Annotated in this window: 16 protein-coding genes; 3 read left to right on the top strand and 13 right to left on the bottom strand. The window is 55.2% G+C overall.

From position 1 onward, the window contains the following. Nucleotides 1–106: 106 nt before the first annotated feature. The 6 genes from aphA to dnaB all read right to left on the bottom strand — a co-directional run bounded on the left by aphA (nt 107) and on the right by dnaB (nt 6,433). Nucleotides 107–820, bottom strand: coding sequence for an acid phosphatase AphA (aphA, locus tag KW828_RS17400; protein WP_218337566.1), 714 nt, complete (start codon nt 818–820; stop codon nt 107–109). Nucleotides 821–1,015: 195 nt separating this feature from the next. Continuing rightward, nucleotides 1,016–2,209, bottom strand: a complete 1,194-nt coding sequence (tyrB, locus tag KW828_RS17395; protein WP_218337565.1) for an aromatic amino acid transaminase — start codon at nt 2,207–2,209, stop codon at nt 1,016–1,018. Between the two features lie 82 nt (nt 2,210–2,291). Then, a complete protein-coding gene (locus KW828_RS17390) occupies nt 2,292–3,314 on the bottom strand; it encodes an AAA family ATPase (RefSeq protein ID WP_218337564.1) in 1,023 nt (340 codons plus the stop codon). Continuing rightward, complete coding sequence (pnuC, locus tag KW828_RS17385) at nt 3,311–3,868, bottom strand: nicotinamide riboside transporter PnuC (RefSeq protein ID WP_218337563.1); 558 nt, start codon at nt 3,866–3,868, stop codon at nt 3,311–3,313. The genes KW828_RS17390 and pnuC overlap by 4 nt, the downstream gene beginning before the upstream one ends. 19 nt (nt 3,869–3,887) lie before the next feature. Continuing rightward, on the bottom strand, nt 3,888–4,967 hold the full coding sequence (alr, locus tag KW828_RS17380; protein ID WP_218337562.1) for an alanine racemase: 1,080 nt from the start codon (nt 4,965–4,967) through the stop codon (nt 3,888–3,890). A 59-nt stretch (nt 4,968–5,026) separates the two neighbouring features. Then, complete coding sequence (dnaB, locus tag KW828_RS17375) at nt 5,027–6,433, bottom strand: replicative DNA helicase (RefSeq protein WP_218337561.1); 1,407 nt, start codon at nt 6,431–6,433, stop codon at nt 5,027–5,029. Between the two features lie 260 nt (nt 6,434–6,693). Between dnaB and KW828_RS17370 the strand changes: the two genes are divergently transcribed. Both KW828_RS17370 and KW828_RS17365 read left to right on the top strand, forming a co-directional pair. After that, entirely contained in the window at nt 6,694–7,227 is a 534-nt protein-coding gene (locus KW828_RS17370; protein ID WP_218337560.1) for a hypothetical protein, read from the top strand. Nucleotides 7,228–7,310: 83 nt separating this feature from the next. Next, nucleotides 7,311–8,294, top strand: a complete 984-nt coding sequence (locus KW828_RS17365; RefSeq protein WP_218337559.1) for a quinone oxidoreductase — start codon at nt 7,311–7,313, stop codon at nt 8,292–8,294. Nucleotides 8,295–8,468: 174 nt separating this feature from the next. Here KW828_RS17365 and pspG read toward each other — a convergent pair whose 3' ends face one another. The 3 genes from pspG to KW828_RS17350 all read right to left on the bottom strand — a co-directional run bounded on the left by pspG (nt 8,469) and on the right by KW828_RS17350 (nt 11,252). Next, nucleotides 8,469–8,711: an envelope stress response protein PspG gene (gene pspG, locus KW828_RS17360; protein WP_218337558.1), complete on the bottom strand. Its 243-nt coding sequence runs from the start codon at nt 8,709–8,711 to the stop codon at nt 8,469–8,471. A gap of 142 nt (nt 8,712–8,853) precedes the next feature. Beyond that, a complete protein-coding gene (gene dusA / locus KW828_RS17355; protein ID WP_129361584.1) occupies nt 8,854–9,852 on the bottom strand; it encodes a tRNA dihydrouridine(20/20a) synthase DusA in 999 nt (332 codons plus the stop codon). Between the two features lie 107 nt (nt 9,853–9,959). Further along, nucleotides 9,960–11,252 carry a conjugal transfer protein TraF gene (locus KW828_RS17350; RefSeq protein ID WP_256350247.1) on the bottom strand — a complete coding sequence of 431 codons (1,293 nt, stop codon included), beginning with the start codon at nt 11,250–11,252 and terminating at the stop codon, nt 9,960–9,962. A gap of 334 nt (nt 11,253–11,586) precedes the next feature. On the opposite strand from KW828_RS17350, the gene zur reads away from it, so the two are divergent. Further along, nucleotides 11,587–12,102, top strand: coding sequence for a zinc uptake transcriptional repressor Zur (gene zur, locus KW828_RS17345; RefSeq protein WP_088220449.1), 516 nt, complete (start codon nt 11,587–11,589; stop codon nt 12,100–12,102). Between the two features lie 98 nt (nt 12,103–12,200). Here the strand turns inward: zur and KW828_RS17340 are convergent, their stop codons facing one another. The 4 genes from KW828_RS17340 to KW828_RS17325 all read right to left on the bottom strand — a co-directional run bounded on the left by KW828_RS17340 (nt 12,201) and on the right by KW828_RS17325 (nt 15,043). Further along, nucleotides 12,201–12,410 carry a CsbD family protein gene (locus tag KW828_RS17340; RefSeq protein WP_072570189.1) on the bottom strand — a complete coding sequence of 70 codons (210 nt, stop codon included), beginning with the start codon at nt 12,408–12,410 and terminating at the stop codon, nt 12,201–12,203. Between the two features lie 157 nt (nt 12,411–12,567). Further along, nucleotides 12,568–13,887: an MATE family efflux transporter DinF gene (gene dinF / locus KW828_RS17335; RefSeq protein ID WP_218337556.1), complete on the bottom strand. Its 1,320-nt coding sequence runs from the start codon at nt 13,885–13,887 to the stop codon at nt 12,568–12,570. 70 nt (nt 13,888–13,957) lie between these two features. Then, nucleotides 13,958–14,566, bottom strand: a complete 609-nt coding sequence (lexA, locus tag KW828_RS17330; RefSeq protein ID WP_088220447.1) for a transcriptional repressor LexA — start codon at nt 14,564–14,566, stop codon at nt 13,958–13,960. A 108-nt stretch (nt 14,567–14,674) separates the two neighbouring features. Then, nucleotides 14,675–15,043, bottom strand: a complete 369-nt coding sequence (locus KW828_RS17325) for a diacylglycerol kinase (protein WP_088220446.1) — start codon at nt 15,041–15,043, stop codon at nt 14,675–14,677. Between the last annotated feature and the right edge of the window lie 128 nt (nt 15,044–15,171).

Below are 15,171 nucleotides of genomic sequence, written 5' to 3'. Positions count from 1 at the left end.
TTGTCGAAAATAAATCTTTCTAAGTGTGCAGCATGAGTGCGTTTTCAGCCAGGTTTCAGCGGCGGGAGATGAAAAAAACGGCAATTCTGCCATTGCCGTTAAGGGTTCAATATTCGGAATTGGCGATCACTTCTTCGCCGTACATGCCCGCCTGTGGCAGCGGTTTGTATGACGAGTTAGAGGCACGCAGCACGCGAATGCCACGGGCACCGACTTCGCGCGCCGCGCGAATATCGTTATCGGAATCGCCGTAGAACACCTTGATCTGCTTACTCTGCAACCACTGCGTTTTGGTATTTTGCCCGGCCTTGTCGCCGGCAAAAATCACCGGGTTCATGCTGCTGGCAGGGATCAGGAAGTCATCCTGCAGGGTTTTCGAAACGGTTTCCGTTTTGGTTTCGCTGCGTCCGGTAACAAAGAAGATGCTGTCGCCGCGCTTCACGTGCATGGTGATCAGCGCGCGGGCCACCTCTTTCGGGATGCTGAACTCATCCCAGCCGTTGTTCATCTTTTCCCAGAATGCCGGATTCTTCAGATAGTCTTCGCTGTCCGGCGACCAGGTTTTCTTACCACGCCAGAAGCCAGGGCTGGAAAACAGCACGGTATCGTCAATGTCAAAACCCACGGCCATCGGCGGTCGTCCCAGCAGGCTGTTTTCAATTTGCGCCACAGAAACCCAGTGCACCGGAGCCTGTTCTGCCAGCTGTGCCATATTTGTGCCGGGATTGAGCGGCGATGGCGAGGAGGCGTGGGCTTTCACGGCGCCGTTAAGGGTGAAAAGCAAACTGAAGGCACTGAGGATAAGTGTGATTTTGCGCATAGTTTTCCCTGCAATTGGCGGCCCGCAATCATTGCAACCTGCGCGGGCGGTCAAAAAAATTTACCCGACCTTAACGTTCCGTACCGGTGAAAGGAAGAATATTCTTAAAAAAGAGGCGGGAAACAGAAGGAGGATCGCATTATCGTCGCTCTCCCGACGGTTACGCGCCGGGAGAGAGAGTCAGTAAGCGAGTACTTACATTACAGCGGCAAAAGCCTGTGCCACGCGCTGAACATTACCGGCATTCAGCCCGGCCACGCACATGCGTCCGCTGGCGATCAGGTATACGCCGAACTCATCACGCAGGCGATCGACCTGGGCGCTGCTCAGCCCGGTATAGCTGAACATGCCGCGCTGCTTAAGCAGATAATCAAAGTTTTGCCCCGGTACCGCGTCTTTCAGGACGTTGACCAGTTCCTGACGCATTGCCAGGATGCGCAGGCGCATCGCTTCTACTTCTGCCAGCCAGCTGGCTTTCAGGGCATCGTCGCCGAGGACGGTCGCCACCAGCTGCGCGCCAAAGCTCGGCGGGCTGGAGTAGTTGCGGCGCACGGTGGCTTTCAGCTGGCCCAGCACACGACTCGCGGCGTCGGCATCTTCACAAACCACCGACAGCCCACCGACGCGCTCACCGTACAGTGAGAAAATTTTCGAGAAGGAGTTGCTGACCAGCGCTGGCAGCCCTGCGCTGGCAATGGCGCGGATAGCGTAGGCGTCGTCTTCCATGCCCGCGCCAAAGCCCTGATAGGCGATGTCGAGGAACGGGATCAGGTTACGCGCTTTCAGCACCTCAACGACCGCATCCCACTGGGCATGCGTCAGATCTGCGCCGGTCGGGTTGTGGCAGCACGGATGCAGCAGCACAATGCTTTGCGCCGGCAGCGTGTTGAGCTTTTCAAGTAATGCGTCGGCGCGCACGCTGTTAGTATCCGCATCAAACCACGGATAGGTATCGACGTTAAAACCCGCGCCTTCAAAAATGGCGACGTGGTTTTCCCAGGTGGGATCGCTGACCCAGACGCCGGAATTCGGGAAGTAGCGCTTGAGGAAGTCGGCACCGATTTTTAACGCCCCGGAGCCGCCCAGCGTCTGAATAGTGGCAACGCGTTGCGCGGTTAATACCGGGTGATCGGCACCAAACAGCAGCGGTGCGATGGTATGACGGTAGCCGTTTAAGCCTTCCATCGGCAGATAAAGCGAGGCACCCTGCGGCTGGGCATTCAGGCGCGCCCGCGCTTCAGTGATCGCCTGTAACTGGGGAATAGCACCGTCTTCGTTGTAATACAGCCCGATGCTGAGGTTAACTTTGTCGCTACGGGGATCTTCTTTGAAACGTTCCATCAGCGAAAGGATGGGGTCGCCAGCATAGGCGTCAACTTTCTGAAACACGCGGTGGTTCTCCAGGTTTACGGTGCGGATAACCACAATAAACCGGAAGCGCAGGAAGATCGAGAGAGATGTGAACACCTCGTTAAATGGTGAGGTCCGCAGACGCGGCAAGCGCCTCTTTCACCTGCTGAATACGTTCGTCTACCGTTCCGCGGACGCGGATAAACGGCAGGCCCCGGCGGGTGAGTTCATCTTCATACCAGGCCTGCTGACGCAGACGGAATGTCTCATCCTGGCGGGTGCCATCCTGCACAAAGGGGAAATCAGCTTCGCACAGGACAATCAGCGAGTAAGGTCGTTCTGCCAGGCGGAACAACGCCTCAGGCGCGCGTCCAAACAGGTACAAAGTATAAAACAGCGTCGTCAGCGGCGAGGTATCGCACACCAGATAACGATGCGCGGCGGTACTGTCTTCGCGCCGCACCTGCTCAAGGGCAATGTGCAGCAAATCGTCGTACTCCAGGTTGCCCTGTTTTTCCTCCCAGCGCTCGCGGCCATATTCGGCGACAAAACCCGTCCCCAGCGCCTTAGCCAGCGCAACGGTCAGGGTACTTTTTCCCGTTGATTCACCACCCAGCAGACAGATACGCTGTACAAAGTCACGGTAAACCGGGGGCGCCAGCAGCGCACGGTGACGATGAACATCGGCGCGGATCAAGGTGCCGGACGGCGCATCAGCGCCCGACTGCCGGTATGAGCGCACATGCGCCACTGGTTGCTGGAAACGTTCGCTAAGTACGGCGGCAAACCCGTCACCGTAAGCTTCCGCAGTGAAAACCGCTTGCGGATGACACTGAAAAACCTGCTCGCACACCGAGGCAACAAAATGCCGGTGCAGATCCGCGTCATCATCGTTATGCGGCATAGGGGGTAAGCCCAGCGTACAGGCCGTCTCCGCCGTGAGCACGACAGAATGGCAACCGGGAAATCGCTGTTGTAGCCAGCGTAATCGCTTTTGCGGTTCGCATCCCGGTAATTCCGGCACGGAATAGCTGAGGATCAGCAGGGTTTCACACTGTTCGTCGGCCCCACGGATCAAGGTTTCATGCCCGCAGTGAAGCGGCGCAAACTTTCCTACGATGAGTCCCGTCGCAAAGCGTTTCACTGATTGGCCAACTCCCTGCGCCACTTCCACAGGCCGTGCCAGGCATTACACCAGAAAATAAGATACAGGCCCGCTGTTAAGGTCAGATCGCGGTAGGCATAAAGCGGAACCGCAATGGTATTCACCACCAGCCAGACGTACCAGTTTTCAAGGCGACGCCCCATCAGCATAAACTGCGCCAGTACGCTAAACGTGAGGATCAGCGAGTCCAGCCACGGAGACCAGGCGTTGGTGAAGGTGTGCAGTAACAGGCCATATCCGCCAGCGATTAGTACCGCGCCACCCAGTAGCATCAGTAAATGTGTGGCAGACGTTTTCCTGATAGGTAAGACATCGCCGCGCAGACCTTTCTGCCAGTGCCACCAGCCCGTGATGCTGGTAGCGACAAAAAAGACCTGTAGGGTTACGTCAGCATAGAGTTGTACCGACCAGAATACCCAGCCGTAAAGCAGACTACCGATGATGCCAGTCCACCACGTATGTACGTTATTACGTGCAGCCAGCCAGACGGAAAGTGCATAAGTGAAACAGGCAAGTCCTTCACAAAGCGACATATTTTCTCCATAAAAATTATTAGTCCATGTACTTCATCGCCACCCGCGAAGTCAGCCGTGTAATAAGTTCGTAAGCGCTCACTTTAGTGAATTCTGCGATACGTTCGACGGGCAGGCCGTCTCCCCACAGGATGACGCTATCACCCGCGTTGTCCTGTGCGCCCGGGCCGAGATCGACGCAAATCATGTCCATCGCCACGCGCCCGACTACCGGCACTTCCCGCCCGTTGACCAGCACCGGCGTACCGGACGGCGCGCCGCGCGGATAGCCATCGCCATACCCCATCGCCACCACGCCCAGGCGCGTATCGCGCTCACTCACCCAGGTGCCGCCATAGCCTACCGGCTCGCCTGCTTTATGCTCGCGCACGGCAATCAGATTTGACGTCAGGGACATCACCGGCAGAAAGCCGAAATCCGGCCCCCAGGGTTTGTGATCCAGCGGAGAAACGCCGTAAAGAATGATGCCGGGGCGTACCCAGTCAAAATGCGCCTGCGGCCAGAGCAGAATTCCGCCGGAAGCGGCAATGGATCGCTGACCGGGTTTGCCTTCGCAGAAGGTGTTGAAAATATCGAGCTGCTGCTCGGTGGCACCGCATTCCGGTTCATCGGCGCGGGCAAAATGGCTGACGATGTTCACCGGCTGACGGACGTTTTTGCAGGCGCAGAGGCGCTGATAAAACGCGTTCGCGTCTTCTGGTCGCACGCCGAGGCGGTGCATGCCGGTGTCGAGCTTCATCCACACGGTGACCGGCTCGCTAAGCTGCGCGTTTTCCAGCGCCGTCAGCTGTTCGTTGTTGTGAACGGCGGTATGCAACTGCTCGGCGGCAATCGTCGGCAGGTCGTCGGCGGCGAAAAAACCTTCCAGCAGCAAAATCGGTTGGGTGATGCCCCCCGCGCGCAGGCGCAGGGCTTCTTCAAGACGGGCGACGCCAAAGGCATCGGCATCGGGGAGCGCTCGCGCGGTCTCAAGAAGACCGTGTCCGTAGGCGTTCGCTTTCACGACTGCCACCAGGCGACTGGCGGGAGCCAGTTCGCGCAGGCGTTGCAGGTTGTGACGCAGAGCGCGGCGGTTAATGACTACAGTTGCCGCTTGCATTGATATTCCTTCATTAATGAGTACTGATTCTGGGGTTGTTACGCATCCAGCCAGATTTGCTATTCGTCGTCGTATTGCGGGCCCGCGTAGTTATCAAAGCGCGACCACTGACCGTTAAAGGTCAGACGTACCGTACCGATCGGGCCGTTACGCTGTTTACCGAGGATGATTTCCGCGATGCCTTTCAGATCGCTGTTTTCGTGATAAACCTCGTCACGGTAGATAAACATGATCAGGTCGGCATCCTGCTCGATAGAGCCAGATTCACGCAGGTCGGAGTTTACCGGGCGTTTATCGGCGCGCTGCTCCAGCGAGCGGTTAAGCTGCGAGAGCGCCACCACCGGCACCTGCAACTCTTTTGCCAGCGCTTTTAGCGAGCGGGAGATCTCGGCGATCTCCAGCGTACGGTTTTCGGAGAGCGACGGCACGCGCATTAATTGCAGGTAGTCGATCATGATCAGGCTCAGCCCGCCGTGTTCGCGGAAAATACGGCGCGCACGGGAGCGGACTTCCGTCGGCGTCAGGCCGGAGGAGTCGTCGATATACATGTTGCGCTTTTCAAGCAGAATGCCCATGGTGCCGGAGATACGCGCCCAGTCTTCGTCATCGAGCTGGCCGGTACGAATGCGGGTCTGGTCAACGCGGGAGAGCGACGCCAGCATACGCATCATGATCTGTTCGGCGGGCATTTCCAGACTGAAAATTAACACCGGTTTATCCTGCAACATCGCCGCATTTTCGCAGAGGTTCATCGCAAAGGTGGTTTTACCCATCGATGGACGCGCGGCGATGATGATCAAATCCGAACGCTGTAAGCCAGCGGTCTTTTTATTCAGGTCCTGATAACCGGTGTCCACGCCCGTCACGCCATCGTGGGGCTGCTGGAACAGCTGTTCAATACGTGCGACCGTGGTTTCGAGGATCTGATCGATACTCTTGGGACCTTCGTCTTTATTGGCGCGATTTTCGGCGATCTGGAATACGCGGGACTCGGCCAGGTCAAGCAGATCTTCACTGCTGCGCCCCTGCGGATCGAAACCGGCAGTGGCGATCTCATTCGCCACCGAAATCATTTCACGTACGACCGCACGTTCTCGCACGATGTCAGCATACGCGCTGATGTTCGCCGCACTTGGCGTATTTTTTGACAGCTCGGCCAGATAAGCAAAGCCGCCGACGCTGTCGAGTTGCCCCTGTTGTTCCAGCGATTCCGCGAGCGTGATCAGGTCGATGGGTTTACTCATCTCCTGCAGGCGGTGCATCTCAGTGAAGATGTGGCGGTGCGGGCGGGTGTAGAAATCTTCCGCCACCACCCGCTCGGCCACATCGTCCCAGCGCTCGTTATCCAGCATTAAACCGCCCAACACCGACTGTTCCGCTTCAATCGAGTGCGGGGGGACTTTCATCCCTTCGACCTTGAAGTCGCGAGGTTCAGACTGTTTGTTGAAGGGTTTATTTCCTGCCATAGCGCGTGGAGTTACCAAAAAGAGAAAGAGATGTGAAGTATAACGACAAACCCCCCGCCGCTAAAGCATCTTGACGTGCATACAGGCAGATAATCGGACAGCCTCTGTCGTGAGTAGCGACCAGATGTTTTAGTGGGAAATCGTACTGTTTAATTAAAAGATACGTTCTGTTTTAAAAGTGAAATTCCCTTTAATATGAATAGGTTTCACGACTCTCTGACTCAATTATATAAACTTAATTATAAAAGAAGGACTCAAGGATGAATTTTATTACCTTAGGAAATATATTGCGCTTGTTTGCATTACTGGTTGCCATTGCATTTTGGATGACATTTTTTTCAGACAGGGAGCCGACGCCCGCTTTTGAACAGACATGGTTTAACGGTGATGTGCGCATGACCGTGCCGCAAGACTTTGAACCGGCAGAGGATCAAACTGTCCTTCAGCAGGGCGTCATGGAATCGCACACGTTTCATAGTGAGCATAATAAAGAGATCCTTATCGCTGTGGTTATACCGCATCCCGGTGACGTGCAGTTTGAAGGGTTACAAAAAGACATTGCCGGCTACGTCTTTAAGCTCGCCGGTATCAATAACATTAAAACGCTGAATAAAAACCGTAACCACAAAATAGGCACGCTAAACTGTAGCTATGAAGAATATTATTTTGAGAGCGCCGAAAATTATTTCACTATCGCTATTTGCCCGGCGGGTAAATATATGCTGATTGCGAGCAGTAAGCGTAAAAATAAAGCAGAGCATTCATTAACCAGCCTGCTCAGCAGCGCGAAGTAACAGGCTGTCTACCGATCTTTTCTACACATCCTCCTGCTTGCTGTTAGGATTAAAGGATCCCAACAGTTCAGGCAGGAGGAAGCATGGCAACAAGAATTGAATTTCACAAGCATGGTGGCCCTGAGGTACTGAAAGCGGTGGAATTTACGCCCATCGATCCGGCGGAAAACGAAGTTCAGGTTGAGAACAAAGCCATCGGTATCAACTATATCGATACTTATATTCGCAGCGGGCTTTATCCGCCGCCCTCTCTGCCGAGTGGGCTGGGTACGGAAGCCGCAGGCGTGGTCAGCAAAGTGGGTAAAGGCGTTACCCACATTAAAGTCGGTGACCGCGTGGTGTATGCGCAATCTGCACTTGGGGCTTACAGTTCTGTGCATAATGTGCCTGCCGACAAAGCCGCGATCCTGCCCAATGCTATCTCCTTCGAACAGGCCGCAGCCTCCTTTCTGAAAGGTCTGACGGTGTTCTACCTGCTGCGTAAAACCTACGAAATTAAACCTGACGAACCCTTTTTATTCCATGCCGCCGCGGGCGGCGTAGGCCTGATTGCCTGTCAGTGGTCAAAAGCGCTGGGCGGTAAGCTGATTGGCACCGTGGGCAGCGCGCAAAAAGCGCAGCGGGCATTGCAGGCGGGAGCCTGGAAGGTGATCAACTATCGGGAAGAGAGCATTGTTGAGCGGGTAAAAGAGATCACCGGCGGCAAGAAAGTGCGCGTGGTGTATGACTCGGTGGGGAAAGATACCTGGGAGTCGTCGCTGGACTGCCTGCAACGTCACGGGCTGATGGTGAGCTTTGGTAACGCGTCCGGGCCGGTGACCGGCGTGAATCTGGGCATTCTGAATCAGAAAGGCTCGCTGTTTGCCACCCGCCCTTCCCTGCAAGGCTACATCACTAACCGCGAAGAGCTGGAAGAAGCCAGTAATGAGCTGTTTTCGCTGATTGCCAGCGGCGTGATCAAAGTAGACGTGGCAGAGGATCAGAAGTTTGCACTGGCAGATGCGCAACGGGCGCATGAGGCGCTGGAGAGTCGTACCACCCAGGGCTCAAGCTTACTGATCCCCTGAAAGAATTAGGGCCTCCATCAGGAGGCCCATTCTTTTTTTAGTTCGGCTGTTTGTAGGGGACAGCGCGATGAATTCGATAACCGCGCAATAGTGCCAGAAGTGATAACTAATTCCTATGCGGTTTCCGCGAACTCTCTCTGAAAAGTACAAGGTTGTGATCGACCGCGCATTACCTTAGTAACGCCAGCGCTTATTGCGCTGATACTGCGGCACTTTTGGCGTTTTGACCGCCCTGATCACCCACACAATCGCCACCGCCAGCAGCAGCCAGGGCAGCAGTTTAATCATCAGCGCAAACAGCCCACCGACGAACATTAACGCCGTGGCGACCACCAGCGCGGCGATAATGCCGAGCAGCGAAATACCCGTCACCATCAGCATGACAAAAAATCCAATCACAAACAGTAGTTCCAGCATGGCTCTCTCCCGAAAGACGTTTCTTTCATTCTTATCAGGGGTATTACAAGAATCATGCCAATATTAAGTTACTGATATAAAACAAAAACGCCCCGCTTATCAAAGCGAGGCGTGGTGAATCTGACCATTTTTTGGCGAAGTTTTAACGCTTATCCGCGACCAGCGCCAGCGCCTGTTCCACAACACGAATATCTGCGCCGGCTTTATGTGCATTTTCACTCAGGTGGCGACGCCACTGACGCGCACCGGGCACGCCCTGGAACAGTCCGAGCATATGACGGGTGATATGGCCAAGATACGCGCCCTTGCTCAGTTCACGTTCAATGTACGGATACATGGCGCGCACCACATCGACCGGATCGGCATCCGCGCGATCGCGGCCAAAGATCTCACGGTCAACGGCAGTCAGGATGCCCGGATTCTGATACGCCTCGCGGCCCACCATCACGCCATCCATATGTTCCAGATGTGCTTTCGCCTCTGCCAGCGATTTGATGCCGCCGTTAATCGACATCGTCAGCTGCGGAAAATCACGCTTGAGCTGATAGACGCGCGGGTAATCCAGCGGCGGGATCTCACGGTTCTCTTTCGGGCTTAAGCCCGACAGCCAGGCTTTACGGGCGTGGATAATAAAGGTGTCGCACTCGCCTTTGCCGGAGACGGTGCTGATGAAATCGCACAAGAATTCATAGCTGTCCTGGTCGTCAATGCCGATACGGGTTTTTACCGTCACCGGGATCGACACCACATCGCGCATTGCTTTTACGCAGTCGGCTACCAGTTGAGCGTTGCCCATCAGACAGGCACCGAACATGCCATTTTGTACGCGGTCGGACGGACAGCCGACGTTAAGGTTGATTTCATCGTAGCCGCGCGCTTCCGCCAGCTTCGCGCACTGCGCCAGCTGCTGCGGATCGCTGCCGCCGAGTTGCAGCGCGACCGGATGTTCTTCCTCGCTGTAGGCCAGATAATCACCCTTGCCGTGAATAATGGCACCGGTGGTGACCATTTCGGTATAGAGCAGCATATCGCGGGACAGCAGACGCAAAAAGTAGCGGCAATGCCTGTCCGTCCAGTCGAGCATCGGCGCGATGGAGAAGCGGGAGGAAGCGAATTCAGTGGACGGGTTTACGGGTGCCATAGCGTACATTTTTGCATCAACATGAAAAAGGGGCGCTACTATAACACACTCATTTCGGGGGTACACACACGCAGACCGGAGGCGTTGCGCCCCCGGTCCGGTTTAACTTAGAAGGTCATGCTCAGCTGTGCGCCCGCACCCCAGGTTTCGTTTTCGCCGACGATACCGGTCAGGTCAAGACGCGCACGTTCGAACGCCGTGAAGCCCACACCTCCGGTGAAGACGTTGCTGTCGTTGTCTTTCACGTCTGCACGGTAACCGGCACGCACCGCCATCCAGCTCAGCGGACGAACTTCAGCACCTACGCCGACGTACTGGGAGTTTTCTTCGCTCTTAAAGCCTTTGGTTTCGGTCAGATCGCCATCCGCGGTTACCGTCACCAGATCGTTATGCCATGCCACGCCAGCGGTCACGACCGGGCTGATCTGGTAGGTGTCTTTGTAGTTTCTCACCTCGCCGGTACGACCATTGCGCACGTTAATGTCTTTGGTATCGATGTCCCGGGAGATCAGGTTCTGCCCGCTTACGCCCAGGGTCCAGTTTTCACCGAAGTCTGCCGCGACACCGGCATCGACGTTGAAACCATTGTCATCAGTACGGTAGCGGCTGCTTTTGAAATCATCGCTGTCGTAATCGTAGATCGAGGTGGTGTAGTTATAGACCCAGGTTTTCTGGAATTTCGGCGTTACGCCGACAGAAACCGGGACGTCGCCCACCTGGAACTGACGGGCAACGGCGATACCGTAATCCGACACAATCGCCGCGCGCCCGGACGCGGTAGAGTTCAGATTCTCTTTGATTTCGTCAGCGCCATTCGGCGAGAGCGCGGCATTCAGCGCTTCACCGACCGCTATGCCCGTGTTGTTCTGAATACGGCGCAGGTAAGTAATATCCTGCTGGTCGATGTTTGAACTGACGCGGGCATGTGCAAAGGCTTTGGTCACAAATGCCACCGACAGCACGTCGTTAGGAATACTGACGGCAATGCCAGCGGCAGCGTTTGCCCGCGCGGTTTTACCATCAAGAAACTCCAGTTCATCGGCCAGATCTTTCGCCGCGCTCTGGAATTGTCCAATGGTACCCCGCGGATTCGTAATAATGTCCACCGGGGTGAGGTTATCAACGATGTCGCTATAGCGGTCGACTTTGTCATTAATATCGTCAATCTCGTCCTGAAGATTGTCTTTATCCGTAATTTGCGCACCCACAGCAGGCAAGATCACGGTAATGTTGTCATCTGGCTTTGCTTTGCCCAGCAAGGCCGGGTTAATGAGTGCGCCGCTGCCATAATTTCCGGCAGCGACACCCGTACCACCCATCGCGTCGCCACGCGCTTCTGCCCAGGTATTGGCCGCTGACGCCTGATTTGCCACAAACAAGGAGACAGCGAGAGTAACCATTGAATATTTGAATGTTTTTTTCACAGTTTGCTCTTCTTTGAATAATTGAACATCTCTACCCCGACAGTTATCGCCCGAACGGGGATGAACTATTGCTGTGAACAACGATGTTAAATACGCCTAATTCAAATTTAAGTAGAATCTGATGAACTTATTATTTTTGGTCCCGTTCCGTTGACGGGCCTATTAACTTATAGAAGACGAAATTAATTTCGTGAAGGTTTTGACGCAGAAGAAGGTAAAACAGCCTCGGGATGAAAGCGCGGGGATCTCGGCGTTTAAGGCAGAACATGGTAAAGTGTACGTTTCCGCACCCGGCCACCAGAGGATGCCAATGGATAAGACCACTTCGCAGGAGATGTTAGCGCAGGCTGAAAAGCTCTGTGTGCAACGCAATGTGCGCCTGACTCCACAGCGCCTTGAAGTATTGCGGCTTTTGAGCCTGCAGGAAGGGGCGATCAGCGCGTATGATTTGCTGGATTTATTGCGCGTTTCAGAGCCGCAGGCGAAACCGCCGACGGTCTATCGTGCGCTGGATTTCCTGCTGGAGCAGGGATTTGTGCATAAGGTGGAGTCCACCAACAGCTATGTGTTATGCCATCTCTTTGATAACCCGTCCCATACCTCGGCCATGTTTATCTGCGATCGTTGCGGGGCAGTGAAAGAAGAGGCTGCGGAAGGCGTAGAGGATATTATGCATGGTCTGGCGGCACGGATGGGTTTTGCGCTGCGCCATAATGTCATTGAAGCGCACGGCCTGTGTGCGGCCTGTTCAGAAGTAGAAGCCTGCCGTCATCAGGGTGCCTGTCAGCACGATCACAGCATTCAGGTGAAGAAAAAACCGCGTTAGGATCTGGACTATCTGGAAGGGTGCTTTCTGTGAGGATGGTACATCCTTGTACCGTTCGGGCAGGGTAGCTGTAATGCTAACGCCTCAGAAGTTCCTGATTACCAGCGGTAATCGTGACGGGTTTCCCAGTCACCCACTTCTTTCTCAGCCTGGTCTTTCTGGTAGCCGTAACGCTCCTGAATTTTACCAACCAGCTGGTCGCGTTTACCTTCGATGACAGTCATATCATCGTCAGTTAATTTACCCCACTGTTCTTTCGCTTTACCTTTAAACTGTTTCCAGTTACCGCCGACTTCGTCTTTATTCATAATGATTTCCTCATCGTTCGGTTTGAATACGAAAAATATTCATCATCCATCAATGCGTTCATATCTGCTGAACGTGATAATTATTGTAGTTAAGGATGTGCTGAAGCGGAGATTATTCGGAATATTTAACCATCGGCACGCTAAAATGCCTGTGTAATCAGGAAAACCAGGTGCCGTTACGCCAGTGCTGACGCCAGATCCACGCCAGCGTAATACCGCGCAGCGCAAGAAACACGGCTAACGACAGCCACAGGCCATGATTGCTGAGCACCGGCACGCTAAACAGCGTCAGAGCAAATCCGGCGGCGGCGACAGCCATACTGTTACGCATTTCTGTGCCGCGCGTGGCCCCGATGAACATGCCATCGAGCAGATAACACCACACCCCGATCACCGGCAGGATCACCTGCCAGCCAAGATAATGCCCGGCAAGCCGTTGCAGATCCGGCAGTGACGTCAGCAGCGAAATAATTTGCTCGCCCGCCAGCGCGTAGACCAGCGCAAAGGCAAGCGCCACTATCCCCGACTGCCGACAGGCGGCCTGCCAGACGCTGAGCAACTGGCTGCCATCGCGTGCGCCGTAAGCCTGCCCGGAATGCGCTTCAACCGCATAGGCAAAGCCATCCAGGGCATAAGCGGTAAAGGTCAGCAGCGTCATCAGCACGGCGTTCACCGCCACGATATCGCCCCCCAGACGTGCGCCCATCACGGTGATAGAACCAAAGCACAGCTGGAGCAGCAGCGAGCGCAGCATGATGTCGCGGTTAAGCGCCAGCAGCCGCCGTATATTGCCGCGCCAGGCGGTTTTCAGCATCGCCAGGCTGATCCCCCGTCGGCGCAGGCCACGCTGCACCATCAGCAGGCCAACCACAAAGGTGGCGTATTCCGCAATCACGGTCGCCAGCGCAGCCCCCTGCACGTTCATGTGCAGCCCCATCACCAGCCATAAATCGAGAACTATGTTAAGCACGTTGCCCACGACCAGCAGCACCACCGGCGCGCGGGCATACTGAATGCCCAGCAGCCAGCCGAGCAGCACCAGATTCGCCAGCGATGCCGGGGCGCTCAGCCAGCGGATCTCCAGAAAACGCCGTGCCTGTTCCAGCACCGCGTCGTTGCCGCCTACGATCTGCAGGGTGAGATTAATTAGCGGGGTTTGACACAGGACGATGGCGAAACCGGCGATCAGCGCCAGCAGTAAAGGCTGCACTAATGCCCGCGCAAGGGCCTGGGGATCTTTTGCGCCAAAGGCCTGGGCGGTAAAACCGGTGGTACTCATGCGCAGAAAAAGCAGCAGCATAAACAGGAAGCTGGTTGCCATCGCGCCAACCGCCACGCCGCCCAGATACACCGGGCTGTCCAGATGACCAATAACGGCGGTATCGACCAGACCCAGCAGCGGAACGGTGATATTGGAAATAATCATCGGCAGCGCAAGACGCCACAACGCTTTGTCAGAAGTCGTCAGAAAGGCCACGTTGAATTACCGGAAGGAGAACGAACGCACGGCGGCAATGATGAGGTTGCCGCCGCGTGGAAAGAAGAGTTTAGAGCCACTCACCGTTACGGATCACGCCGACGGCCAGCCCTTCGATGGTGAAGCTCTGCTCGCGCAGATCAACCACGATAGGGGAAAACTCGCTGTTTTCCGGCAGCAGTTGCACGGTGTTACCCTGACGTTTGAGACGTTTAACGGTCACTTCATCGTCAATACGCGCCACCACGACCTGGCCGTTGCGGGCTTCCTGGGTTTTGTGCACCGCCAGCAGATCGCCATCCATAATGCCGATATCTTTCATCGACATACCGCTAACCCGCAGCAGGAAGTCTGCATTCGGTTTAAACAGATTGGGATCGACCTGATAATGGCCTTCAATGTGTTGCTGCGCCAGCAGCGGTTCACCTGCCGCGACACGCCCGACCAGCGGCAGTCCATCGACTTCCTCAAGCAGTAAACGAATACCGCGAGACGCGCCTGAAACGATCTCCAGCACACCTTTACGCGCCAGCGCCTTAAGGTGTTCCTCAGCCGCGTTCGGAGAACGGAACCCCAAACGTTGCGCGATCTCCGCACGCGTCGGCGGCATGCCTGTCTGGCTGATGTGATCCCGGATGAGATCGAACACCTCTTGCTGCCTGGCTGTTAACGCTTTCATACCGCCCCCTGGTTGCATATACAGTTATGCTGTGAGTATATACAGTCAAAGTCAATTTTGGAACCAAATTATGAGCAAATAACAGGGGTTTGTTGATTTATGCGAGCCTTATCGATAATGCGACCACAACAGCATGCCCCAGGTGGCGAGCGCCAGCAGGATCGACATCAGCACCGCCGCCGAGCCCATATCCTTTGCGCGGCCGGAAAGTTCGTGCATTTCCGTGCCGATACGGTCCACCACCGCTTCAATCGCGCTGTTCAGAATTTCCACTATCATTACCAGCGCAACGGAGCCAATCAGCAGCACGCGTGTGATAGCGTCCACGTCCAGCCAGCAGGCAATGGCAATCGCGAGGATCACCGCCACCGCTTCCTGGCGAAAGGCCGCTTCGTTGATCCAGGCGGCGCGAACCCCTTTCCAGGAGTACCCTGCTGCTTTTATGATGCGAGTGAACCCAGTGGTATTATTGGCCATCAAAAAGAACCTTTTTATGTAATTAGCGTCAATGTCTATGCAAGCAGACCTTGGTACAACAGAATTTACGCGCGCTTTCTGATATTCTTGCGGCGCGACAGGATTATTAACCAGAGGCTTCACATCGT

The sequence above is a fragment of the Enterobacter sp. ENT03 genome, assembly GCF_019218745.1.
Classification (GTDB): Bacteria; Pseudomonadota; Gammaproteobacteria; order Enterobacterales; family Enterobacteriaceae; genus Enterobacter_D.
The sequence above is the reverse complement of the archived record's forward strand: the minus strand, read 5'-3'. Positions and strand labels throughout refer to the sequence as shown.

Coding starts and splice junctions, on each gene's coding strand:
- aphA (WP_218337566.1), bottom strand. CDS start 820: ATGCGCAAAATCACACTTATCCTCAGTGCCTTCAGTTTGCTTTTCACC.
- pnuC (WP_218337563.1), bottom strand. CDS start 3,868: ATGTCGCTTTGTGAAGGACTTGCCTGTTTCACTTATGCACTTTCCGTC.
- alr (WP_218337562.1), bottom strand. CDS start 4,967: ATGCAAGCGGCAACTGTAGTCATTAACCGCCGCGCTCTGCGTCACAAC.
- dnaB (WP_218337561.1), bottom strand. CDS start 6,433: ATGGCAGGAAATAAACCCTTCAACAAACAGTCTGAACCTCGCGACTTC.
- KW828_RS17370 (WP_218337560.1), top strand. CDS start 6,694: ATGAATTTTATTACCTTAGGAAATATATTGCGCTTGTTTGCATTACTG.
- KW828_RS17365 (WP_218337559.1), top strand. CDS start 7,311: ATGGCAACAAGAATTGAATTTCACAAGCATGGTGGCCCTGAGGTACTG.
- pspG (WP_218337558.1), bottom strand. CDS start 8,711: ATGCTGGAACTACTGTTTGTGATTGGATTTTTTGTCATGCTGATGGTG.
- dusA (WP_129361584.1), bottom strand. CDS start 9,852: ATGGCACCCGTAAACCCGTCCACTGAATTCGCTTCCTCCCGCTTCTCC.
- KW828_RS17350 (WP_256350247.1), bottom strand. CDS start 11,252: ATGGTTACTCTCGCTGTCTCCTTGTTTGTGGCAAATCAGGCGTCAGCG.
- zur (WP_088220449.1), top strand. CDS start 11,587: ATGGATAAGACCACTTCGCAGGAGATGTTAGCGCAGGCTGAAAAGCTC.
- KW828_RS17340 (WP_072570189.1), bottom strand. CDS start 12,410: ATGAATAAAGACGAAGTCGGCGGTAACTGGAAACAGTTTAAAGGTAAA.
- lexA (WP_088220447.1), bottom strand. CDS start 14,566: ATGAAAGCGTTAACAGCCAGGCAGCAAGAGGTGTTCGATCTCATCCGG.
- KW828_RS17325 (WP_088220446.1), bottom strand. CDS start 15,043: ATGGCCAATAATACCACTGGGTTCACTCGCATCATAAAAGCAGCAGGG.